This is a genomic window from Acidithiobacillus acidisediminis (assembly GCF_023277115.1).
GTDB classification, from domain to species: Bacteria; Pseudomonadota; Gammaproteobacteria; order Acidithiobacillales; family Acidithiobacillaceae; genus Igneacidithiobacillus; species Igneacidithiobacillus acidisediminis.
In genome coordinates, this window is sequence record NZ_JALQCS010000001.1 from 932,996 (window position 1) to 955,718 (window position 22,723).

Consider the following 22,723-nt stretch of genomic DNA (forward strand, 5'->3'; position numbering starts at 1 on the left):
AGTGAGGATAAGTGCATGAAAAAGAACTTTGTCATGGTGGCACTGTGGTTGGGGGTGGCCGGCCTCCTGAGTGCATGCAGTTCCACGGTTGCGCCGCAAATCAATCCAGTACCCTATTACACTTACTATCCTGCCTCTCTTGCGATGGTAGAGAGTGCGACGGAAAGGGCCCTGCCGGCGGCAGGAATGCATTTTACTGGGTCCAAAACGGTGAATGCGCAAACCGTTGAGCTGCGGGGCTACACCTCTGGGGGCGATGCGATTTTGATCACCCTGCATAGCGTGGGCACGTCGGTGACAAAATTCGAGGCACGCATCGGTCTGTATGGGCACCTGCGCGACGTGCAGGATATTGAGCATTGGGTTGGGAAATATGTAGGGCAGGCAATTTCGGCGCCTGCTGCCTGAGCGAGCATGGGGGCGGAAACCCATCCCTCCGCTTCATTGTCGATGCGCAAGGTACAGAAAATCCTGGTTGCCGGTCATGTGGGTGCGGGGAAAACCACGGTTCTGCAGACACTGTTCGGGGCGCAAGCGCTTACCACGGATGCAAGGCACAGTGAAGCGGTAGCCGACGGAAAGACGACCACCACCGTGGCCATGGATTACGGGGTGGTGGACTGTCCAGCCAGTAATGATCGTTTGCACATTTACGCTATTCCCGGTCAGGAACGATTCCAGTTCATGTGGGAGATTTTGAGCAAAAATGCCAATGGCATGTTGTTGCTGATGGATGCGCGCATTCCCAAGCCGTTGCAGGCCATCCACCTCTACCTAGACCGGATATTACCTTATTTGAATCAACCTGCTGGCGTGGTAGCGCTGAATAAATTGGCGACGGAGGAGCGTGCACAACTGGAACTCCCGCCCTATCTTCGGCATGGGGATCTACGTTTACGCCTTACCAGCACCGACGTGCGGGAATACCAAGAAGTCCTTGCCCTGTTGCGCCTGCTACTGATAGAGATGGGGCGGCGGGATGCGGAGCGTCAGGAACTCATCCCCGACGGCATACGACCATACCGACCCGACTCCACGCCGCGGTAAAATTCTCGTTTTCGACTAAGTGCTCAGCTGTACAGAGTTCAATCAGGAGCGTGATCCGTGCAGGGTTTGATGCTGATCCTGGAAATTGTGGTGGTACTGTTGGTCGCCATCGAGGTGTACATCCGTTTTACTGGGCGGCGCAAGAGCAAGAAGCGTTCGCCCGAGGCCGAATTGCCGCCGCGATCGCGCCCCGTCGAGCCGGCGCCGGCGCCACAAGGCGTGCCCGCTGCACCTGGGCAAGAGGTGCAGGAAGAGGCGCTGAGTGGCGACGATCTGCTGCAAGAGGCAGAAATCTATATGCAGTATGGACACTATTCCCAGGCAGCCACGGTGTTGCGGTGGTATGTAGACTTGCAGCCTGGTAATGGTCGAGCGATCAACCAGCTCCTGGATGCTTACCTCGCCCTGGAAGATCTGAATGCCTATGCACAATTATTGGATAGTCTCGGCGAGGCGGGGGCCGCACCTGGCGACCAGGTTTGGTGGACGCGGCGGGTGGGCGAGGGGTTGCGCCGCGATCCCGGCAACTTGGAGCTTCTCGTCCTCGCGGAAAAGATGGGTATGCCCATCCCCTCTCCGGAAGCGGAGCTGGAGGAGCCCATGACTGCGGCAAAGGCCCTTGCCCTGGTCGCGCGAAATTCCGATCCCCACTATGGTACCGCAATTCTCCTTGCAGCGATTCAAGAGGAGCCGTTGCGCTTGCCGTTGTATGCTGAACTGCTGCGCATTACCCACAAGCAGCGCGATCTTGAAGGCTACCTCAATGCCCTGATATTGATGAACTTGGCGCTGGGGGATGGAGGCCATGGTATTCGCGAACGCATGCTCCGCGCGGGTATGAACCTTGGTCCGCATCCCCTGTGGGAGCGCCTGACCGCTGCTGGAAACAATCCCGCAGCATTGAGACAGTTGGCGGCGGAGCGCAATCTCAAACTGTCCCCCCGCCTTACCCACTAGACTTTTTTCTGCAATATCGGGTTGTCAAAATGTTGTTCGCGCACGCGGATGCGCCGCAAAGACGCGGATTGCTCAAAGTTGCGAATCACCTCCAGCACGTCATGATCGATGAAGTCTACCTGTGCGCCGTCCAGGGTTACCGAGCTACCGCTGGGCAGCGTATCCAGGATGCGCGCCAGACGGGCCTTGTTGACGAAGGTGATTTCTCGCTTGAGGCATAATAGGTATTCTCCCGCCGCCGTTTCTTGCAGATCCAACGCGCTATGGTAATTGGCACGCAAAACGAAAAAGAGGCCGACGACGAGGCCGATGCCAACCCCAATCAGCAAGTCGGTAAAGAGCACAGTAAAGATCGTGATGACGAAGGGCAGGAATTGGCTCTTGCCTAATTGCGCCATATGGCGAAAGACCCGCGGGTGCGCGAGTTTGAAGCCCACCACGATCAGAATGCTGGCCAGGGCGGCGAGGGGAATCTGGTTCAGTACGCTTGCTGCCAACAGCACCGCCAGCAACAGAAAGACGCCATGCAGGAAGGCGGCGGCTTTGCTGCGGCCACCGGCAGCGATGTTGGCACTGCCACGCACAATCACTGCGGTGACGGGTAGGCCGCCAATCAGACCGCTGAGCAGGTTGGCAATCCCCTGGCCTACGAGTTCGCCATCCAGCGGTGTGCGTCGTTTGAAGGGATCCAATTTGTCTGCGGCTTCGATGGAGAGAAGACTCTCCAGGCTGGCGACAATAGCGATAGTGACGCCGACCACCCAAACCTGCTGCTTCTGGAAGGCGCTCCAGTCGGGGAAATGGAAGAGGTTGCCCAGGTCGCTCAGAGAGTGAATGACCGGCAACCGCACGAGGTATTCGGCAGACAGATGCAGCGCCGGAAGAGTGTGGGCGAAGAGGAGGTTCAATAGTGTTCCTGCCAGGACGGCAATCAAGGGACCAGAAAACCAGGTCTGCCGCTTGAGTAGGGGTACCGCATCCCAGACCAGGAGGATGAGCAGGCAGAGCAGGCTAATGAGAAGTGCGCCCCATTCGACATGGGAGAGCGCACTGATGATGCCGGAGAAGGTATTTTCTCCGCTGCCGGTGGCGAACGCCTGACTGCCAAATTGGCCGATATCGACGCCGACGGCATAAGGGAATTGCTTCATGATCAGAATGATACCGATGGCTGCGAGCATCCCTTCGATGACCGCGGAGGGGAAGAAATAGGCAATGCTCCCGGCGCGCAATAGGCCAAGCAGGATTTGTATGCCACCGGCGATGAGCACCGCGAGCAGGAAGGCCGAAAAACTCGCCAGATTCTGGATGGCGACGAGAATGATGGCGGTCAGTCCAGCGGCGGGTCCGCTCACCGAGAGCGGGGATTTGCTGAACAGTGGCACAATGATGCCGCCGATGATGCCGGCGACGATGCCGGCGAGGAGCGGCGCACCTGAGGCGAGGGCGACCCCGAGACACAGGGGGATGGCGACCAAGGCCACTACCAAGGCTGCCGGGACGTCATACCGTAGGTTCTTGAACGGTGATAGCGATACCGCTTGTGCCGGTTCCGCCGAGTTCTCGGCTGGTGTTGTCTGCATTCGTTCGCTCTCTTTGTTGGCTTTATCCGGCGCTTAGACTGTGCGATGACGGGCTGGTTCCGAAAAAAAACCCCCGCAACGCGGGGGTTGATGCCCTTCTACCAGGCTGGATCAGGCCAAGCGCTGGCGGATTTCCTTGGTCGCTTGGACCATGTTCTCCAACGCGGGGGTGACCTCTGCCCACTTGCGGGTTTTCAGGCCACAATCGGGGTTGACCCAGAGTCGCTCCGCCGGCACGACCTTGGCGGCCTTTTCCATCAACTGCACCATCTCCTCCACACTGGGAACGCGCGGGGAATGGATATCGTAGACACCCGGTCCGATTTCGTTGGGGTAGTTGAAGGTGGCGAAGGCGTCCAGGAGTTCCATCTGCGAGCGCGAGGTCTCGATGGTGATGACGTCGGCATCCATGGCGGCGATAGCCGGCAGGATATCGTTGAACTCCGAGTAGCACATGTGGGTGTGGATCTGCACATCATCGGCAGCAACCTGCGCTGAAATGCGGAAGGCACGGGAAGCCCAGGCCAGGTAGCTGTCCCAGTCCTTGCGCTTGAGGGGCAGGCCTTCCCGATAGGCGGGTTCGTCGATCTGGATGATGCCGATACCGGCGTCGATGAGGTCCTTGACCTCGTCGCGGATGGCCAGGGCAATCTGCAGGGCGGTGCGTTCCCGTGGCTGATCGTCGCGCACAAAGGACCACTGCAAGATGGTGACCGGCCCGGTGAGCATGCCCTTCATCGGCTTGCTGGTGAGGGACTGGGCGTATTTGGCCCATTCCACGGTCATCGGGTGGGGACGGGACACATCGCCAAAAATGAGCGGCGGCTTCACATAGCGGGAACCATAGCTCTGCACCCAGCCGTGGCGGGTAAAAGCAAAGCCGGCCAACTGCTCGCCAAAGTATTCCACCATGTCGTTGCGCTCTGGCTCGCCGTGTACCGGCACGTCCAGGCCCAGGCGCTCCTGCTCCTTGACCACCAAGGCCACCTCGGCCTCCATGGCTTGGTGATAGTCGGTTGCTGAGAGCTCGCCTTTGCGATGCTGCATCCGCGCCTTGCGGATCTCTGGGGTTTGGGGAAAGCTGCCGATGGTGGTGGTGGGGAAGGGGGGCAGCTTGAAGCGCGCGGCCTGCGCCTTGGCGCGTGCCGGGAATGGGCTGGCACGGTGTCCGTCGTCGTCACCTAGCTGCTGCAAGCGCGCGCTGACGGTGCTGTTGTGGATCCGCGGCGAGCTCTTGCGCGAGGCAACGGCCTTACGTGCCTCCTCCAGCTCAGCCGCAACTGCAGCCTCGCCCTGATCGAGGGCACGGGCAAGAATATGCAGCTCATCCAGCTTCTGTACCGCAAAGGCCAGCCAGGATTTGAGCTCAGCATCGAGCTCGTTTTCCTGACTCAGGTCGACCGGGCTATGCATCAGGCTGCAGGACGGGGCTACCCAGAGGCGATCGCCCAGGGCCTGGTGGGCTGGGGCGAGGAGTTCCAAGGCGGCATCGAGGTCGGTGCGCCACACGTTGCGTCCGTCTACCACCCCCAGGGACAACACCTTGTCGGCCGGATAGTCGGCGACGAAGGCATCGCGCTGGGCCGGGGCGCGGCGCAGGTCGAGATGCAGACCAGCAACCGGCAGGGCCTTGAGGCGGGCGGCATGTTCCGCGACGGATTCGAAGTAGGTGGCCAACAGGATCTTGGGGGTTTTCCCTTGACTCAACTGGGCGTAGGCCTGGTCCAGCGCCTGCAGCCATTCTGCCGGGAGATCGAGGACCAACGCCGGTTCGTCCATCTGCACCCAATCAACGCCCTGCTCCGCCAGTTTGGCGAGGATTTCGGCATAGACGGGCAGAATCTTGGGTAACAGACTCAAACGGTCAAAGCCGCTGTGGCGGGGCGCCTCGCCGTGCCCGGTGCAGCCCTCGTCATGGCGATGGCCGACCTCGCCGTGGGTGCTGTCCAAGTCCTTTTCCTTGCCCAACCACAGATAGGTGAGGGGGCCGACCAGGACGGGTTTGGCCTGCAGATCCAGGGCTTGGGCCTCTTTGACCTGCGCAAAAAGACGGTTGCTGCTGAGGCGGAAATCCATGCCCGCGTGGAATTCGGGGACGATGTAGTGGTAATTGGTGTCAAACCACTTGGTCATCTCCATAGCGGGCTGGGTCTTGGAACCACGGGCCATGGCAAAGAAGGTATCGCGATCGACTTGGCCACCGGAGAAGCCATAACGGGGGGGAATGGCACCCAGGGTGCAGCTCATGTCGAGCATCTGGTCGTAGAAGGTAAAGTCGCCCACGGGGACCAGATCGACGCCACAGGTCTGCTGAATCCGCCAGTGCCGCTCCCGGAGCTGTGCACCCCGGGCCTCCAGTTCGGCACCGTCGATCTCGCCGGACCAGTAGGCCTCAGTGGCCTTCTTCAGCTCACGCTTGTGGCCAATGCGGGGAAAACCAAGATTGTGCACCCGGGTCATGTCATCACTCCTTTGCCAAAATTGCCGCCATGATGCCCCGCCAACCGGCGGCGCTCAAGGGGAAAATTTTGACGAGGGAGATGAATCCCCTTCATGCTCGGGAATTTAGTCGAGACGGAAGCCGCGGTGGATGGCGACAATGCCGCCGGAAAGATTGTGTACGTCTACCCGGGCGAAGCCGGCATCTTCCATCATCATGCGGAAGCTTTCCTGATCGGGAAAGCGGCGAATGGACTCGACCAGATATTGATAGCTTTCGCGGTCTTTGGCGACAATTTCCCCAATTTTTGGCAACAGATTGAAGGAGTAGAGGTCATAGAGGCTTTGCAGACCGGGCCAACGGGGGTGGGAAAACTCCAGGATCAGTGCGCGGCCGCCGGTCTTGAGAACCCGATAGATCTCCGCCAAGGCACGCTCGGGATGGGTCATGTTGCGGATACCAAAGGCCAGGGTGACGAGGTCGAACTGTTGATCGGGAAACGGCAGTTCCTCAGCATTGGCCTCGACGAATTCCACTCCCGCCAGCACCCCCCTGTCGGCCAGACGTCTCTCCCCCACGGCGAGCATGTCCGGATTGATGTCCGAGACGACAATGCGGCCATGCGGTTGCAGGCGTTTGTGCATCAGCAGCGCCAGGTCGCCGGTGCCGCCTGCCAGATCCAGTACCTGCTGCCCCGGGCGCGGGCGGGCAAGGTCGATGGCATAGCGTTTCCACAGCCGATGTACACCCAGGGACATCAGGTCGTTCATCAAGTCGTAGCGGCCAGCAACGCTGCTGAAAACACCACGTACCATGCCTTCCTTCTCTGTCTCCGGGACTTCTTGGTAACCAAAGTGGGTGGTGCTGGGTTCAGGCGCGTTCTCTGGTAGATCCTGGTCCGTCATTCCTTCCTCCGTCACAATGTGCGCAGCAGCAGGCTGCCCTTTTCACTCAGATAGGTGCGGAGCAGATCAGCAAAATCTGCCCGCACCGAGCCCGCCACTTCCGGCAACTCCATCAGAACGGCGGTCCACAAGCGCAGTTTGCCCAGACTTTCCCAGCGCGGCAATGGCCGCAACGCATGCAGGATCTCCATACGCATGAACAAGGGCGCCAAGGCAGCGTCCACCAGGCTGAAGCGCTCGCCGGCGAAGAAGGGGCCATTCTTCATTGCTGCCTCTAGTCGCTCCAGCTTGTTGAAGAGCTGGCGATGTGCCGCAGTGAAACGTTCTTCCCCCTGTGCCACCATCATCTGAAATTGATCTCCCAGGGCCTCGCCCCCCAGGGCGATCCAAGACCGATGGCGCGCTCGCTCCAGCGGATCTTCGGGATGCAACGCTGGCGGGAGGGTCTCGTCGAGGTACTCGTTGATCACCTGCGACTCGAAGAGCACCGTATGCTCGTCTACCCGCAGACAGGGCACCTTGCCCAAGGGCGAGATCTGCAAAAACCAGTCGGGCTTGTGGGCCAGATCGATGTGGGTGAGGGTGAACAGCACCTCTTTGTGCAGCAGGGTAATGACCGAGCGCTGCACATAGGGGCAGAGAGGAAAACTGATCAGTTCCAGGGTCATGATGGCTCCTGCGCAGTCCGCTCAGTCTGGCCGAGCGCATCGATACAAGGCCAGTTCTGCAAGAAGATTTGGCCAGATACGGTTCGGCGCAGTACTGCGACGACGATCGTCGAGCACCATCCGCTCGCGCACCTCGATGCGATTTTCCCGACAGAGGGCGTCGAAATCGCGAATGGTACAAAGATGGATATTCGGCGTATCGTACCACGAATGCGGCAGCACGTGGGTCATCGGCATTCGTCCCCCCAAGCCCAGCTGCCAGCGGGCGCGCCAGTGCCCCATGTTGGGAAAGGTGACGATACCCTCGCGGCCGACGCGCAGCATCTCGAGCAAGAGCTCGCGGGGATAGTGCACGGCCTGGAGCGTGAGGGACAACACCACCGTATCGACGCTATTGCTGGCGAACTGGCGCAGCCCGCTATCGAGATCCTGCTGCAGAACCGAGATGCCCCGTCGCAGCGCCACGGCAATCCGTTCCTCGTCGAGCTCGATACCGTAAGCTTGGACGCCCTTTTCACGCTGCAGATAATCGAGTAACTCCCCCTCGCCGCAGCCCAGGTCCAGGACGCGACTGTTGGGTCTGATCCAGTCGGCAATGATTTGCAGATCCGCTCGCAATGGTGATGTGCTCATAGGGCCAGCTCCTCGGCGATGCGCTCCAGGTATGCCCGCATGACGCGCAGATACTGTGGAATCGGCAAAAGGAAAGAATCGTGACCATGCTGGGCCTCGATCTCGGCGTAGCTTACGGGGACACCGGCGGTATACAGGGCCTGGACGATCTCGCGCGAGCGCTCCGGCGAAAAACGCCAGTCGCTGCTGAAGGAGACCACGAGAAATTTGGCTTGCACTGCGGCAAACGTGGCGGCGAGATCCCCGCCATGTGCCGCCGCTGGGTCGAAATAGTCCAGGGCCTTGGTGATGAACAGGTAGCTATTGGCGTCGAATTGGTCGACAAAGCGTGAGCCTTGATAGCGAAGATAGCTCTCGACCTCGAAGTCGACCTCAAAGCCGTAGGACAGCGCCTTGCCACCGCGGGTCTCGCGACCAAATTTTTTTCCCATCGCATCATCGGAAAGATAGGTAATGTGCCCGATCATCCGTGCCAGAGCCAGGCCGCGTTGCGGTTTGACTCCCGCCTGGTAGTAGCGACCAGCGTGAAAGTCTGGATCACTCATGATGGCCTGACGACAGACCTCGTTGAAGCCAATGTTTTGGGCGCTCAATTTCGGCGCTGCGGCTATCACAACGGCATGGTGCAGGCGTTGGGGATGATCAATCGCCCATTGCAGTACCTGCATACCCCCGAGGCTGCCACCGATCACCGCCGCCCAACAGTCGATGCCCAAATAGTCACTCAAGGCAATCTGCGTCTGCACCCAATCGGTGACGGTGACCATGGGGAAATCCAGACCCCAAGGCTCGCCAGTAGCGGGGTTGATACTCGCTGGCCCCGTCGAGCCGCGGCAAGACCCCAGAAAGTTGCTGCATACCACGAAAAATCGTCGCGTATCGATGGGTTTGCCCGGGCCGATCATGGTATCCCACCAGCCGGGTTTGCGATCATCCAAGCTGTGATAGCCCGCCGCGTGATGATCGCCGGATAGGGCGTGGCAGATCAGGATTGCGTTACTGTGTGCGGCGTTGAGTTCGCCGTAGCACTCATAGCGCAGGGTATATCCTGGCAGAGTGCGCCCCGAGGTCAGCGCGAGAGGTTCAGGTACATGGAAATCCAGGGGTTGTACTACGCCCACCGAATCCTCGGGATTGGTCTCCGGCATCGTTGTCCTTACAGGAGTGAAGCAAGACGTGAGAGTCTACTGAGGCGCCGGTCAGGGAACAAGCAATCGCCCGTTGTTCGCGAACCGCGACGAGCTCAAGTGGTAGTACGCACCACGGCAGCGCCTGCATGTACCCCTGCTCCGACCACATCCACCGCACCATCGGCGGCGGTACCCACGGCATCCCCCACCGTCGCACAGCCGCTCAAGGCGTTCATGAATAGCAGCAGCACAGCAATCAGAGACCCATGCGCAAGGCAATCTACTCCAGTTTACCCCAGTCGTTTTGGGGCAGCTTGGCAAATTTCCCGGAGTATACCTGCTTTTTCCTCTGAAAAGAGACGGGGACGGCCTGGGCGGCCAGTAGTAGTGCCCACAGAGCGGCAAGGCTCAGGGCGGATAGGGTGCGGCGCAACGACGTGGTCAACCACTTTTTTGATGGAACCGGGGTTCAGCGACGCAGGAGCGCGCCACGCGCGAGGCCGAGGATCAGCGCTGAACTGAAGATGCCGATGACCGACATGGCCATACCGTCACCGATGATGCCCTGCCGGAAATTGCCGTAGATGTAGGTTGAGATCACCTGGGTTCCGGCGGGTTGCAGCATCAGGGATGCGACCAACTCGCGCATGGACAGGGCAAAGACCACCGTCGCGCCCCCCACCAGCATGGGCCAGGCGATGGGGACTTGCACGCGCAGGACCGTATAGAAGGGGCTACCCCCATGCACTCGGCCCGCCTGTTCCAGGTGCGGCGGGATCTGCGCCAGACCCGTGCGGGCATAGCGCAGGGCAAAGGGAAAGGTCCCGGTGGCATAGGCCACGGCAAGGATGATGGGATGACCAAAAATCGGCAGATTATTCCACGGCGCATTCCAGAACAGGATCATCCCCACCGCCAGGACCACGCCGGGGATCGCCATGGGTAGAGTGGCAAGCAGATCCACCAGGGCGGCGATGCGCCCTCCTCGGCGGACGATGTTCGCGGCCAGGAGGGCCGAGATCATGCCCGCCACGGCGACCAGGGCCGAGAGTTCCAGGCTGGTGCGCAGGGCGGCAAAGGCACTCGAGCCGTGGGATAGGACATGCTGATAGTGGTGCAGGGTGAAATTGCCCGCTTGCAGGCCCACGCTCAGGGCCTTCTCGAGGGAGATAGCGATCACCGCGCCCAGCGGCAACAGGGCAGCGATCAGCAAGAAGGCCAAAAGCGGCAGCATACTCCATAGATACCGTTGTTCTCTGGGCCGCTGCTGGATTTGGCCCTGATTGTTCTGCACCAGCGGCCGGTAGAGGAACCAGACCACCACCCCCATGGCGCAAAGTACCAGACCAATGGCCGCCGCACGGGGTAAATTCACGGGCCAGACGTTGGTGGCGGCCTCGATGCTCGTGCTCAAAACCTGGACACCGGCATAGCCGGCCAGCAGCGCCGGCACACCAAACTCTGCCGAGGTATCGAGAAAGACCAGGAGCCCGGCGGCCGCCAGGGCAGGCAGCAGCAAGGGCAGGATGGCCAGACGAAAAGCCGCCAGCGGCCCGGCACCATGTACCCGCGCCGCCTGCAGCAAGCGAAAATTGCCATTTTCCAGGCTGGCCCGGAGCATGATGTAGACCAGGGGGGTGAGATGCAACGCCATCACCATCCCCATCCCCCCCAGGGAGTACAGAAAGTGCTCCAAGGGGGTGCCAAACGCGTGGATCACCTGTTCGATCAATCCCATGGGACCGGCCAGAAGGCTCCAGGCCTCAGCGGTGAGATAGGGCGGGATCAAAAAGGGGATCAGAATGAGGGCCTCCCACAGGGGCGTGAAGCGCGGGGGGGCATAAAACAGCAAGAGGGCGAGGCCCAGCCCCATGGGCAGAGCAAAGAGCACCGCCAAACCCGCCATCCCGAGGGTTCCCGAGAGGGCCGTAAGAAAATGCCGGTCTACCCCCAACTGCAGCAAGGCCACGCCATGACTGTGGGTGGCATCGGGCTGCAGGGCCTCGTAGAGGATGCTGAGCAAGGGGGCCAGTACCAAGACCCCCAGGATCAGATAGACCAGCAGATGATTGAGCAGACGGCTCACTGGCCGAGGATGTCCTTCTTGAATTGGGCCTCGACGCCCGGTGCCTGGGCCGCCAGTTGGGTCCAGTTCACCTTCCAGGTCGGGAAGCTACCGATCTTGGCCATTACCGCCTTGGCCGGAATCCCTGCACGGGCGGGATAGAGATTGTTCTCGGCGACCAGTTTTTGACCCGCCGGTGACAGGGCAAAGTTCACAAAGGCCTCGGCCAGCTTCTTGTTCGGCGCCGATTTCAGGATCAGGATGGGGCGAGGGATGATCAGGGTGCCTTCCTTGGGGTAGATCAGGTCGACGGAGTTGCCCTGCACCTTGGCTGCCACCGCCGCGTGCCCAACACACTCCAGCATGCCGCTACGCTCACCCGCGAGCACGGGCAACAGTGCGGCATGGTTGGTACCCGGCCAGACGGTGCCATTGGCCTTGAGCTGCTGCAGATACTGCCAGCCATGATTCCCGTATTTTTCGATGAAGGCGACGAGGAAGCTGGATGCCGTGCCCGAGAGCAGCGGATTGGGGGCGGTGATGCGGTCCTTCCACTCGGGCTGGGTCAGGGCAAACCAACTGTCGGGCAACTTGGCCCCTTTGGGCAGGGCCTTGGTATTCATCACCATGGAGACCGTATCCAGACCATAGGGCAGGAAGGACGCATTTTCTTGCGCAGGTGCCACCAAGGTCTTCTCGATGGCTGACGGTCGGTAGTTGAAGACCATGCCCTGCTTAGCGAGGTCCAGACCCGCAGTCCATCCCGCGACCATCACCACGTCGGCATGGGGATGATTGGCCTCGGCGGCCAGTCGGGCCATGACCTTACCGGTGCTGGAGGTCCAGACTTCGACATGGTCACCGGTCTTCTTGCTGAAGTCCCGGGCCAAGGCCTTGGCCAGGGTGGCCGGGGCAGCACTGTACAGGGTCAGGGTAGCGGCGGAGGCCGAACCGGCAAAGGCCAAACCCATCAGGGCGAGCAGGGCGCGTTTCATGATGACTCCTTGGTAGAGGGGGTGGATTGCGGAATACACCAGCCGTGTTGCTGGCGGATTTTCCAACGGCGAGGGCCCAGGGCTCCATCGCGGGAATAGGCAAGGAACTCCTGGCCGTCGCTGGTCTGCAGTGCCAAGAGATAACGACCATCGTGCCAATGGGCATGATGCACCGTTGCCGTTGCGCCAGCGCCATCGCTGGGCTCGATCTCAATATCTCCAGGGCGCAGGAGCAGCGTGGCACGGGTGGCGCCATTGAGGGTGCGGGCAGCGGGCACTTGCAGGCGCTGCCCCTCCCAGTGCAGCAAGGCCTGTTCGCGCTGATGTTCGAGAACGGGAACCTGCAGGGCGCGGACCGAGCCACCTAGGCGGGCAACGATCAGGCTGTTCGGGCGCTGGTAGAGAGCTTCTGGGCTATCCCACTGCTCTAGACGTCCGGCATTCAGGACGCCAACTTTGGCCCCCAGGTAGAACGCCTCGCTCGGGTCGTGCGTAACGTGCAGGGCAGTGATGCCTTCATCCCGAAACAGACCATGGAGAAACTCCCGCAGATTTTCGCGCACGCCATGATCCAGGGCTGACAGGGGCTCGTCCAAGAGTACGATACGGGGCTTGGCGATGATGGCGCGGGCGATGGCCACCCGCTGCTGTTGACCGCCAGACAACTCATGCGGGCGACGCTTGGCAGCAGCCAGAGGAATCGCCATGCGCTCCAACAGCGCCTGGGCGCGTGTGCGGTCCCGCGCCAGGCCACGTGCCCGCAACGGATACAGCACATTGTCGAGGACGCTGAGGTGCGGCCAAAGGGCGGCATCCTGAAAGACCATGCCAATCCCCCGTTTTTCCGGGGCCAGCCAGATCCGCTCGTCTCCCACGGTATCGCCAGCAATGGCAATCCGCCCTCGCTGGGGACGCAAGAGCCCCGCAATGGCTGCCAGCAGCGTGCTTTTGCCAGAACCCGACTCCCCCAGCAGACAGGCGTAACTGCCGCTTTCCTGCTCCAGACTCACATCCGCCAAAACCGGCCGGCCGCCAAGCTCGACGCTGAGTTTCTGCACGCTCAGGCCGGCGGCCGAAGGCACCTCAGAAGGCATACTGGAGCATCAGCCAGTTGTTGTAGTGACCACGCATGGTGAGGGCTGGAAAGCACATGCTCCGGATCGCGAGCAAGAAATTACGGAAGCGGCGCATTTGGACCTCTTAGCGGATAATATTTAATGCCGCATGTTAGCGCCAAAATATGACAGAATGATGAAACTTTGATGAACTTTTTATGACAAGCGCAGTTTCTGTGCGAACTATGCTAGAACTTGGTTGTCGTGGAAATGGAGCCGGAGTCCTGCAGCGAGCGTGCAGTGCTTTTATTCCCCCAAGCTGTGCGCAAAGGTGGCAATGACTGGCAGGAAGCCAATGAACAGGATAAAAATAAAAGCGTAGGCAGAGCTCAGCAGGGCTACTCCGATGCTGCACTCCCAGAAACAGCCGAGGGTGAAGAGCAACCAGACGCTAAAGGCGATGGCAGCACTGTACTTTAATGCCTTGAGGAATTTGCGCTTTTCCGTTGCGTTCATCGAACCCTGCCAGTGCCGCTGATCCCGGGCTCCGGGACCCTTTACGCCCGTTGTTTCGATTGGTATGAAAAAAGGCCCTAGAAAGCATCCTAAGACCTTGTTTTGTATGGGGTGACTGATGGGGCTCGAACCCACGACAACCGGAATCACAATCCGGGGCTCTACCTACTGAGCTACAGTCACCGAAGAACGCTTATGATAGCGCTCCGCGTGCCGCTTTCGCAATATCCTCAGACTTCGGCTCAATCCCAGTTCAGCGCGCCGCCTGTCTGATATTCGGTGACCCGCGTCTCGAAGAAGTTCTTTTCCTTCTTCAGATCCATCATTTCGCTCATCCAGGGGAATGGATTCTGGATACCTTCCCACTGCGGTTTGAGGCCGATCTGACTCAGCCGCCGGTTGCCGATGAAGTGGACATAGTCCTTGAACATCGGTGCGTTCAGGCCAAGCACGCCGCGCGGCATGGTGTCATCGGCATAGGCGCATTCCAGCTCCACGCCGTGTCGAATGAGGCGGATGATTTCTTCCTGAAATTCCTCGGTCCACAAGTGCGGATTCTCGATTTTGATCTGATTGATCATATCGATACCAAAATTGCAGTGCATGGACTCGTCGCGCAGGATGTACTGGTATTGCTCGGCCGCGCCGACCATCTTGTTCTGCCGCCCCATGGCGAGGATCTGGCTGAAGCCCACATAGAAGAACATGCCTTCCATGATGGTAGCGAAGACGATCAGCGAGCGCAGGAGCAGCTGATCATTTTCTGTGGTCCCCGTCTTGAAATTCGGATCGGCGAGTACCTCGATGAAGGGAATGAGAAAATCATCCTTTGCGCGCACCGAGGGTACCTCATGGTACATATTGAAGATTTCGCCCTCGTCCAGACCCAGCGACTCGACGATGTACTGATAGGCGTGGGTGTGAATCGCCTCTTCAAAGCCTTGGCGCAGCAGATACTGGCGGCATTCCGGCGCGGTGATGTGGCGATAGGTACCCAGCACGATATTGTTGGCGGCAAGGCTGTCGGCGGTCACAAAAAATCCGAGATTGCGTTTGATGATGCGCCGCTCATCATCGCTTAACCCCTTGGGATCCTTCCATAGCGCGATGTCCCGCGCCATCTGCACTTCCTGCGGCATCCAGTGATTGGCGCAGGCCGCCAAGTACTTGTCCCAGGCCCATTGATACTTGAAGGGCACGAGCTGATTCACGTCGGCCTGGCCATTGATGATGCGTTTATCCTCAGCCCGCACACGGGCAAAGCTGTTGGCCTGGATGCCAATATCCCCTGCACCGGGCTTCTCGTGGTAAGCGGGCATGGTGACTTTTCTCGTGCTCTCGTCGTTGAATTCTAACATGTGGTTTATCTCCAATTTCTCGTCTTATTGGCAGGCTTCGCAGGTGGGATCGTCAATGGCACAAGCCTTGAGACTGCCCGGTACGGCATTCAGGGTGCCGGTCTGCACCGTCGATTTTTCGGCAGCCGTCGCGCCCAGGGACCGCAGGTAGTAGGTGGTCTTGATACCGCGGCGCCAGGCCAGACGATAGGTTTCGTCGATCTTCTTGCCAGAGGGCTGGCCAAAATACAGGTTCAGGCTTTGCGATTGGTCGAGCCATTTTTGCCGCCGCGCGCCCGCCTCGATGAGCCACTGCGGGTCCGTCTCGAAGGCGTTGGCGTATAGTGGCTTGAGCGCAGCGGGTATGCGATCGATGGGCAGAACCGAGCCGTCAAAGTACTTGAGATCGTTGACCATGACTTCGTCCCAAAGATCCAGACGCTTGAGATCTTCGACGAGAAACTGGTTGACCACGGTAAATTCGCCGGAGAGGTTGGATTTGACGTAGAGGTTCTGGTAGATCGGTTCGATTCCCTGGCTGACGCCAACAATGTTGGAAATGGTCGCTGTCGGGGCAATGGCTAGGCAGTTGCTGTTGCGCATGCCCGCGCGGACTTTCTCCCGCAGGCCTGACCAGTCGAGTTGCTGACTGCGGTCGACATCCACCCCTTCGCTGCGGCTCTGTGCCAGAATCTCGATACTATCGATCGGCAGTATCCCTTGGCTCCACAGCGAGCCCGGGAAACTTTGGTAGGCGCCGCGTTCCCGAGCGAGATCGGCCGAGGCATCGATGGCGTGGTAGCTGATCAATTCCTGGCTGATGTCGGCGAAGCGCACGGCTGCCGCAGAGGCATAGGGAATGCGCAGGGCGAGGAGGGCGTCGGAGAAGCCCATCAGCCCCAGACCCACGGGCCGGTGACGCAGGTTGCTATTGCGTGCCTTGCCGAGGGCGTAGTAGTTGATGTCGATGACATTGTCGAGCATGCGCATCGCCACCGCGATGGTCCGCGCCAATTTTTCGGTGTCGATGTAAGCGAGAATTTCCTCTGCATCCATTTCTGTGCGCAGCATGTCGGTGTTTTGCCCCGCAGGCAGGCGTAAATGGGCAAGCAGGTTGACTGACCCCAGATTGCAGACGGCAATTTCCTTGTCGCTGGTGTTGAGGGTGATCTCGGTGCAGAGATTGGAGCTATGTACCACACCAACATGCTGCTGCGGGCTGCGCAGGTTGCAGGGATCCTTGAAGGTGATCCAGGGATGCCCGGTCTCGAAGAGCATGGTCAACATCTTGCGCCAGAGCTGCAGCGCTGGAATGCGCTTGAAGAGGCCGATCTCGCCGGCATCGGCCATCCGCTCATAGGCCTCGTAGCGCGCGCGGAAGGCCGCTCCGGTCAGGTCGTGCAGGTCGGGAACATCGTTGGGGCTAAATAGGGTCCAATCGGCGCCCGCTTCGACCCGTTCCATGAACAGATCGGGGATCCAATTGGCGGTATTCATGTCGTGCGTGCGTCGTCGATCATCGCCGGTGTTCTTGCGCAGCTCCAGGAATTCCTCGATATCCAGATGCCAGGTTTCCAGGTAGGCACAGACCGCACCCTTGCGCTTGCCGCCCTGATTGACGGCAACGGCGGTGTCATTCACGACCTTGAGGAACGGCACAACGCCCTGGCTCTTGCCATTGGTGCCCTTGATGTAGGAGCCGAGGGCACGGACCCGCGTCCAGTCATTGCCTAGGCCGCCAGAGTACTTGGAGAGCAGGGCATTATCCTTGATGGACTCGTAGATGCCGTCGAGATCATCTGCCACGGTGGTGAGGAAGCAGCTCGACAACTGCGGCCGCAGGGTGCCGGAATTGAACAGGGTGGGAGTGGAACTGACGAAATCAAATTGGGAAAGCACCTGATAAAAGGCAATGGCTTGCTCCTCCCGGTCGATTTCCTCGACGGCCAGGCCCATGGCAACCCGCATCCAGAACGCTTGGGGCAGCTCGATGCGCCGCTCGCGTACATGCAAAAAGTAGCGATCATAGAGGATCTGCAGACCCAGGTACTGAAAGTTCAGGTCACGTTCTGGCCGTAGCGCCGCACTGATGCGCTCCAGGTCAAATTGCTCCAGGCGCGGGTCAATCAGTTCCTGCGCGATGCCCGTTGCCAGATAGTCGCGGAAATATTCGCCGTAGCGCTCCGCCATCTCCGCCTGAGTACAGGCCTCGCCGATGACTTCGCGCCGAATCCGATCGAGGAGCAGTCGAGCGGAAACATAGGCATAGGCAGGGTCGCGTTCGATGAGGATGCGGCTCGCGAGGATGGGGGCCTGGAACAGTTCCTCTTCACTGATTCCATTGTAGAGGTTTTTGAAGGTGGATTGCAGGATGGCCTCTACTGATACCGCTGCCCCGAGGCCGGCGCAGGCCTCTTCGATCACGGCGCGCAGACGCTGCCGATCCAGCGCTTTGCTGCTGCCATCCGCCTGTCGTACCTGCAGCTCCGCACTGCTCTCCGCTGCCTGCTGATGTCGTTGCGCCCGTTCCCGCGCCCGTTCTTCCCGATACAGCACATAAGCGCGGGCGACTTCATGTTCCCCCGCGCGCATGAGTGCCAGCTCGACCTGGTCCTGGATATCTTCGATATGAAAGGTACCGCCGCCGGGCTGGCGCCGGGCCAGGGCGTTGATGACCTGCTCCGTGAGGCGGGCGACTTGCTCACGCACCCGGGCACTGGCAGCACCATGGTTCCCTTCCACCGCAAGAAAGGCCTTGCTCATAGCTACCTGAATCTTGCTGGCATCGAAAGCGACGAGGGTACCATTGCGGCGAATGACGCGGTGATTGGATTGGGGTTGATCTGCGATGATGGCTTTGGCGGTACTGGGCATGTCGTCCTCCTGGGTGAACAGGCACAAAATATAGTTATCAAGACCCCAGTGTCAACACTATATATAGTGTTGACAAGCTGTGGATGTCCTGGGGATATTTGGTGTATATGCTGCTCAAATAAATTTAGACTTGTTCTATAACCGAGGGCGGCGCATACTCACAAACATCACTGCGTAGGAGATGTACTCGATGACCGAACACGCCCTCGACCTCGCCCGGGAAAACCTGCTGCAACCCGCAGGAATCGATGAAGTGGCACTGGATCGCATCTTTGGCCGCCTGAGTCGGCGTGCCCTCGATGATGCCGACCTGTACTTTCAGTACAGCCGCAGCGAGGCCTTCAGTTTAGAAGAAGGGGTAGTCAAATCCGGGAGCCACAGCATTCACCAAGGCGTAGGGGTGCGGGCCATTCAGGGAGAACGCCAAGGCCTGGCCTACTCCGACGAAATCGCTGTGGATGCCCTGCTCGGGGCCGCGGAGGCAGCGCGAAGCATTGCGCAGCATCCAGGCCAGGAACGCGCCTTGCAATGGCGTTCGCAGCGCGGCTTGCAGCTCTACCCCGGCACGGATCCGCTGGCGAGTATCGACAACCGCGACAAGATTGCCCTGTTGGAACGTCTGGAAGCTGCAGCGCGCGCCGCCGACCCGCGGGTTGCCCAGGTCATGGCAAGCCTCTCCGCACGCTATGAGGTGGTGTTGGTGGCGCGTCTGGATGGGAGTCTGGCTGCCGATCTTCGTCCCCTGGTGCGTCTCAATGTGACGGTGATCGCCGAAGAGAATGGGCGACGGGAGCAGGGCAGTGCTGGGGGCGGTGGTCGCCATGACTATCGCGAGTTCGTGACCAGTGATGTGGCGGAAAGCTACGCTCGCGAGGCAGTTCGGCAGGCGCTGGTAAACCTCGAGGCAGAGGCGGCGCCGGCGGGCAGTCTCGAGGTCGTGCTGGGGCCGGGCTGGCCCGGAATTCTGTTGCACGAGGCCATCGGGCATGGGCTCGAGGGGGATTTCAACCGCAAAGGAACCAGTGCCTTTTCCGGGCGCATTGGGCAGCGGGTGGCGGCTCCTGGCGTGACAGTGGTAGACGATGGCACCCTGGCAGGGCGGCGCGGCAGCCTGAATCTCGACGATGAGGGGCATCCGACGCAGTGCACGGTGTTGATCGAGGATGGCATCTTGCGTGGTTATCTGCAGGACAGTCTCAATGCCCGGCTCATGGGCGTTACCTCTACGGGCAATGGTCGGCGCGAGTCGTATGCGCACCTGCCTATGCCGCGCATGACCAACACCTACATGCGTGCCGGGCAGCACGACCCGCAGGAGATCATCGCCAGCGTCAAAAAGGGGCTGTATGCCGTGAATTTCGGCGGTGGTCAGGTGGACATCACCAGTGGAAAATTCGTGTTTTCCGCGTCTGAGGCCTATCTCATTGAAAACGGACGCATTACCCGCCCGGTGAAGGGGGCGACGCTGATCGGCAATGGCCCTGATGTATTGACTCGGGTTGAAATGATCGGCAATGACCTCCAATTAGATCCAGGGGTTGGTACTTGCGGCAAGGACGGGCAGAGTGTGCCCGTGGGCGTCGGGCAGCCGACCATGAAGATCCGTGACCTCACGGTTGGGGGAACGCAGTAGTGTTGTGTCGCTGGGTAGCGCAGAATGACGCGCTATTGTCAGCATCCCGGCAGAGGTCTAATATCCTGCATATTTGGGTATCTGTACCCAGTCTAAACTCCCGGTGGGGGAGGTGAGGAAATGAATAACGTTTTCAAGAACGTGCTTTTGTGGGTGGCGATCGGCGTCATTCTCATTTTCGTTTTTCAGAATCTGAACTCGTCGAGTTCGACGCCCGCGCAGGCGATGAATTTCTCGACCTTCGTCAATAGCGTCAAGCAGGGGCAGGTCGCGGATGTGACCATGAATGGCAACCACCTGACCGGAGCCCTGAGCTCAGGTCAGCAATTCAGCGTCTACACTCCGCCCAACGACGCACAATTGGTGCCTCAGCTCTTGGCCGCCGGCGTGAAGATCTCGGTCAAGCCGCCGGAAGGGCAGTCTCTGTTGCTGGCGTTGCTGATCAACTGGTTCCCGATGCTTTTACTCATCGCGGTATGGATTTTCTTCATGCGCCAGATGGGGGGCGGTGGTGCTGGTGGCCGCGGGGCGATGAGCTTTGGTCGTAGCCGCGCGCGCATGCTCAGTGAGGAGAACAACAAGATTACCTTTGCTGATGTGGCGGGGGTCGAAGAGGCCAAGGAAGAGGTGGCAGAAATCGTCGACTTCTTGCGTGACCCGCAGAAATTTCAGCGTCTCGGTGGACGGATCCCCAAGGGCGTCCTGCTCATGGGCTCGCCTGGATCGGGTAAGACCCTCTTGGCCCGCGCTATCGCCGGTGAGGCCAAGGTACCCTTTTTCTCCATCTCCGGCTCGGATTTCGTCGAAATGTTTGTTGGCGTCGGCGCTTCGCGCGTGCGCGATATGTTCGAACAGGCCAAGAAACATGCCCCATGCATCATCTTCATTGATGAGATCGATGCCGTGGGTCGGCAACGTGGTGCGGGCCTCGGCGGTGGCAATGACGAACGCGAGCAAACCCTGAACCAGATGCTGGTGGAGATGGATGGCTTTGAGGGTACCGAGGGCATCATTGTTATCGCGGCGACCAACCGGCCGGACGTCCTTGACCCCGCGCTTCTGCGTCCGGGCCGTTTTGACCGGCAGGTGACGGTGCCGTTGCCCGATATCCGTGGGCGCGAACAGATCCTGCAGGTGCACATGCGCAAAGTACCCTTGGCGCCGGATGTCGATGCCAAGATCATTTCGCGGGGCACCCCTGGTTTTTCCGGCGCGGACTTGGCCAACCTCGTCAATGAGGCAGCTTTGATGGCGGCTCGCAAGAGCAAGCGGCTGGTCGATATGCATGACTTTGAAGACGCCAAGGACAAGGTCATGATGGGCGCCGAGCGCAAATCGGTGGTCATGAGCGATAAACAGCGCGAGACGACGGCGTACCACGAGTCTGGACATGCCGTGGTGGCCAAGCTGCTGCCGGGGACCGATCCAGTGCACAAGGTGACCATCATCCCACGTGGCCGTGCCCTGGGTCTGACCATGCAGCTTCCTACGGAGGATCGCTTCAATTACGAGCGCCAGGAGATTTTGCACAACATCTCGATTCTCATGGGTGGTCGGATTGCGGAGGAAGTCTTCCTCAACCAGATGACCACTGGCGCGGGTAATGACATCGAGCGCGCGACGGATCTTGCCCGCAAGATGGTCACGCAATGGGGTATGTCAACGATCGGCCCGATGGTGATCGGAGAGAAGGAAGAGGAGATGTTCCTCGGTCGGGAGGTCACCAAGCACAGCAGCGTCTCGGAGCACACGGCGCAAACCGTGGATGAAGAGGTGCGGGGGATCATCCAGGAGCGCTATCAAGTGGCGCGCAAGCTCATCGAAGAAAACCGTGAGATTGTCGAGCACATGGCGCAGGCATTGCTCAAGTTTGAGACGCTGGACGCGGGGCAGGTCAATGATCTGATGGCTGGTCACGATCCACGTCCGCCGCAGGACAGCAACCCCGGTACCCCGGCGGTCAGCGGTGGTAGTGTTGGTACGCCACCAGATCACTTGCCCGGCAATCTGCCCAAGCTCAACCCTGGAGAGCATCCCGTTTGAGCACGGCCTCTGTAGCACAACGGCGCCCCTGGCTTCAGGGGCGTTCTTGTATTATGGGGATCATCAATCTCACGCCGGATTCCTTTTCCGACGGTGGGCGCCATAACTCGGTAGCGGCAGCCCTGGCGCATGCCCGGCAACTTTGGGAGGAGGGTGCAGATCTCCTGGATCTGGGGGCGGAATCCACGCGCCCCGGGGCGCCGGAATTATCGGTGGACGAAGAGCTGGACCGCCTCCTACCGGCCTTGGCCGCCATTCGCGCCGAGATTCCCCTGCCAATCTCCATCGATACGCGCAAGGCGACGGTCATGCGCGCCGCCCACGCCTTGGGTGCGACCCTGATCAACGATGTCAGCGCCCTGACCTTTGATCCGGATGCCTTGACGACGGTTGCGGAATTAGACTTGGATGTCTGTTTGATGCACATGCGCGGCACGCCGCAGACCATGCAAAATTTGGTCGTCTACGAGGATTTGCTGGGAGAGGTGAGCACTTATCTTGCTGCCCGGCGGGACGCCTGTCTGGCGATGGGAATTCCGGCGGAGCGGATCCTGCTCGATCCCGGCATCGGCTTTGCCAAAGACGACGCGGGGAATCTCACTCTGCTGCGTGGGATCGGTCAGCTCGCGCGCTTGGGGCAACCTCTTCTCCTGGGCCTCTCGCGGAAAGGCTTTTTGGGGCGGCTTGCCAATCTGGAGAGGGCAGCGGAGCGCGGCGGGGTAAGTGTTGCGGCGCTCCTCTGGACACGGCAGCGACACCGTGCGGCCGTATATCGGGTACATGACGTGGCGGCCACCCGCCAAGCCTTGGATATCTGGGACGCATTGGAGGAGACAGAATAA

The 22,723-nt window shown here is 60.0% G+C and carries 19 protein-coding genes and 1 tRNA gene; 6 read left to right on the forward strand and 14 right to left on the reverse strand.

Annotated elements, in window-relative coordinates:
- Window positions 1-15: 15 nt before the first annotated feature.
- Genes M5D89_RS04795 through M5D89_RS04805 form a run of 3 tightly spaced genes read left to right on the forward strand, consistent with a single transcriptional unit; the run spans window position 16 to window position 2,004 of the window.
- Window positions 16-408, forward strand: coding sequence for a hypothetical protein (locus M5D89_RS04795; protein WP_248884715.1), 393 nt, complete (start codon window positions 16-18; stop codon window positions 406-408).
- A 6-nt stretch (window positions 409-414) separates the two neighbouring features.
- The gene (locus tag M5D89_RS04800) at window positions 415-1,047 is read left to right on the forward strand and encodes a GTP-binding protein (RefSeq protein ID WP_248884716.1); all 633 of its coding nucleotides are present in this window, start codon (window positions 415-417) and stop codon (window positions 1,045-1,047) included.
- A 57-nt stretch (window positions 1,048-1,104) separates the two neighbouring features.
- Window positions 1,105-2,004, forward strand: coding sequence for a type IV pilus assembly protein FimV (locus M5D89_RS04805; protein WP_248884717.1), 900 nt, complete (start codon window positions 1,105-1,107; stop codon window positions 2,002-2,004).
- On the opposite strand, the gene M5D89_RS04810 is transcribed toward M5D89_RS04805, so the two are convergent.
- The 14 genes from M5D89_RS04810 to M5D89_RS04870 form a co-directional block, all read right to left on the reverse strand.
- On the reverse strand, window positions 2,001-3,587 hold the full coding sequence (locus M5D89_RS04810) for a SulP family inorganic anion transporter (protein WP_248884718.1): 1,587 nt from the start codon (window positions 3,585-3,587) through the stop codon (window positions 2,001-2,003). The two genes, M5D89_RS04805 and M5D89_RS04810, sit on opposite strands and share 4 nt — an antisense overlap.
- 111 nt (window positions 3,588-3,698) lie before the next feature.
- A complete protein-coding gene (gene metE / locus M5D89_RS04815; RefSeq protein ID WP_248884719.1) occupies window positions 3,699-6,047 on the reverse strand; it encodes a 5-methyltetrahydropteroyltriglutamate--homocysteine S-methyltransferase in 2,349 nt (782 codons plus the stop codon).
- Window positions 6,048-6,152: 105 nt separating this feature from the next.
- Window positions 6,153-6,932: a bifunctional demethylmenaquinone methyltransferase/2-methoxy-6-polyprenyl-1,4-benzoquinol methylase UbiE gene (gene ubiE / locus M5D89_RS04820; RefSeq protein ID WP_248884720.1), complete on the reverse strand. Its 780-nt coding sequence runs from the start codon at window positions 6,930-6,932 to the stop codon at window positions 6,153-6,155.
- Between the two features lie 11 nt (window positions 6,933-6,943).
- A complete protein-coding gene (locus tag M5D89_RS04825) occupies window positions 6,944-7,600 on the reverse strand; it encodes a glutathione S-transferase family protein (protein WP_248884721.1) in 657 nt (218 codons plus the stop codon).
- A 21-nt stretch (window positions 7,601-7,621) separates the two neighbouring features.
- Complete coding sequence (gene metW / locus M5D89_RS04830) at window positions 7,622-8,233, reverse strand: methionine biosynthesis protein MetW (RefSeq protein WP_248884722.1); 612 nt, start codon at window positions 8,231-8,233, stop codon at window positions 7,622-7,624.
- Entirely contained in the window at window positions 8,230-9,381 is a 1,152-nt protein-coding gene (metX, locus tag M5D89_RS04835) for a homoserine O-succinyltransferase MetX (protein ID WP_248884723.1), read from the reverse strand. Before metX ends, metW begins: the two co-directional genes overlap by 4 nt.
- 95 nt (window positions 9,382-9,476) lie before the next feature.
- Entirely contained in the window at window positions 9,477-9,599 is a 123-nt protein-coding gene (locus M5D89_RS14220) for a hypothetical protein (RefSeq protein ID WP_283102955.1), read from the reverse strand.
- 233 nt (window positions 9,600-9,832) lie between these two features.
- Window positions 9,833-11,449 carry an ABC transporter permease gene (locus tag M5D89_RS04840; RefSeq protein ID WP_248884724.1) on the reverse strand — a complete coding sequence of 539 codons (1,617 nt, stop codon included), beginning with the start codon at window positions 11,447-11,449 and terminating at the stop codon, window positions 9,833-9,835.
- Complete coding sequence (locus M5D89_RS04845) at window positions 11,446-12,423, reverse strand: extracellular solute-binding protein (RefSeq protein WP_248884725.1); 978 nt, start codon at window positions 12,421-12,423, stop codon at window positions 11,446-11,448. The genes M5D89_RS04840 and M5D89_RS04845 overlap by 4 nt, the downstream gene beginning before the upstream one ends.
- A complete protein-coding gene (locus M5D89_RS04850) occupies window positions 12,420-13,517 on the reverse strand; it encodes an ABC transporter ATP-binding protein (protein ID WP_248884726.1) in 1,098 nt (365 codons plus the stop codon). Before M5D89_RS04850 ends, M5D89_RS04845 begins: the two co-directional genes overlap by 4 nt.
- Window positions 13,518-13,784: 267 nt before the next feature.
- Window positions 13,785-13,994, reverse strand: a complete 210-nt coding sequence (locus M5D89_RS04855) for a hypothetical protein (protein WP_248884727.1) — start codon at window positions 13,992-13,994, stop codon at window positions 13,785-13,787.
- 107 nt (window positions 13,995-14,101) lie between these two features.
- Window positions 14,102-14,177 (reverse strand) — tRNA-His (locus M5D89_RS04860).
- A 59-nt stretch (window positions 14,178-14,236) separates the two neighbouring features.
- Window positions 14,237-15,352 carry a ribonucleotide-diphosphate reductase subunit beta gene (locus M5D89_RS04865; protein ID WP_248884728.1) on the reverse strand — a complete coding sequence of 372 codons (1,116 nt, stop codon included), beginning with the start codon at window positions 15,350-15,352 and terminating at the stop codon, window positions 14,237-14,239.
- A 24-nt stretch (window positions 15,353-15,376) separates the two neighbouring features.
- The gene (locus M5D89_RS04870; RefSeq protein WP_248884729.1) at window positions 15,377-18,205 is read right to left on the reverse strand and encodes a ribonucleoside-diphosphate reductase subunit alpha; all 2,829 of its coding nucleotides are present in this window, start codon (window positions 18,203-18,205) and stop codon (window positions 15,377-15,379) included.
- Window positions 18,206-18,395: 190 nt separating this feature from the next.
- Between M5D89_RS04870 and tldD the strand changes: the two genes are divergently transcribed.
- The 3 genes from tldD (at window position 18,396) to folP (ending at window position 22,723) form a co-directional block, all read left to right on the forward strand.
- Window positions 18,396-19,838, forward strand: a complete 1,443-nt coding sequence (gene tldD, locus M5D89_RS04875; protein ID WP_248884730.1) for a metalloprotease TldD — start codon at window positions 18,396-18,398, stop codon at window positions 19,836-19,838.
- A 120-nt stretch (window positions 19,839-19,958) separates the two neighbouring features.
- The gene (gene ftsH, locus M5D89_RS04880) at window positions 19,959-21,881 is read left to right on the forward strand and encodes an ATP-dependent zinc metalloprotease FtsH (protein ID WP_248884731.1); all 1,923 of its coding nucleotides are present in this window, start codon (window positions 19,959-19,961) and stop codon (window positions 21,879-21,881) included.
- Complete coding sequence (gene folP / locus M5D89_RS04885; RefSeq protein WP_346347704.1) at window positions 21,878-22,723, forward strand: dihydropteroate synthase; 846 nt, start codon at window positions 21,878-21,880, stop codon at window positions 22,721-22,723. The genes ftsH and folP overlap by 4 nt, the downstream gene beginning before the upstream one ends.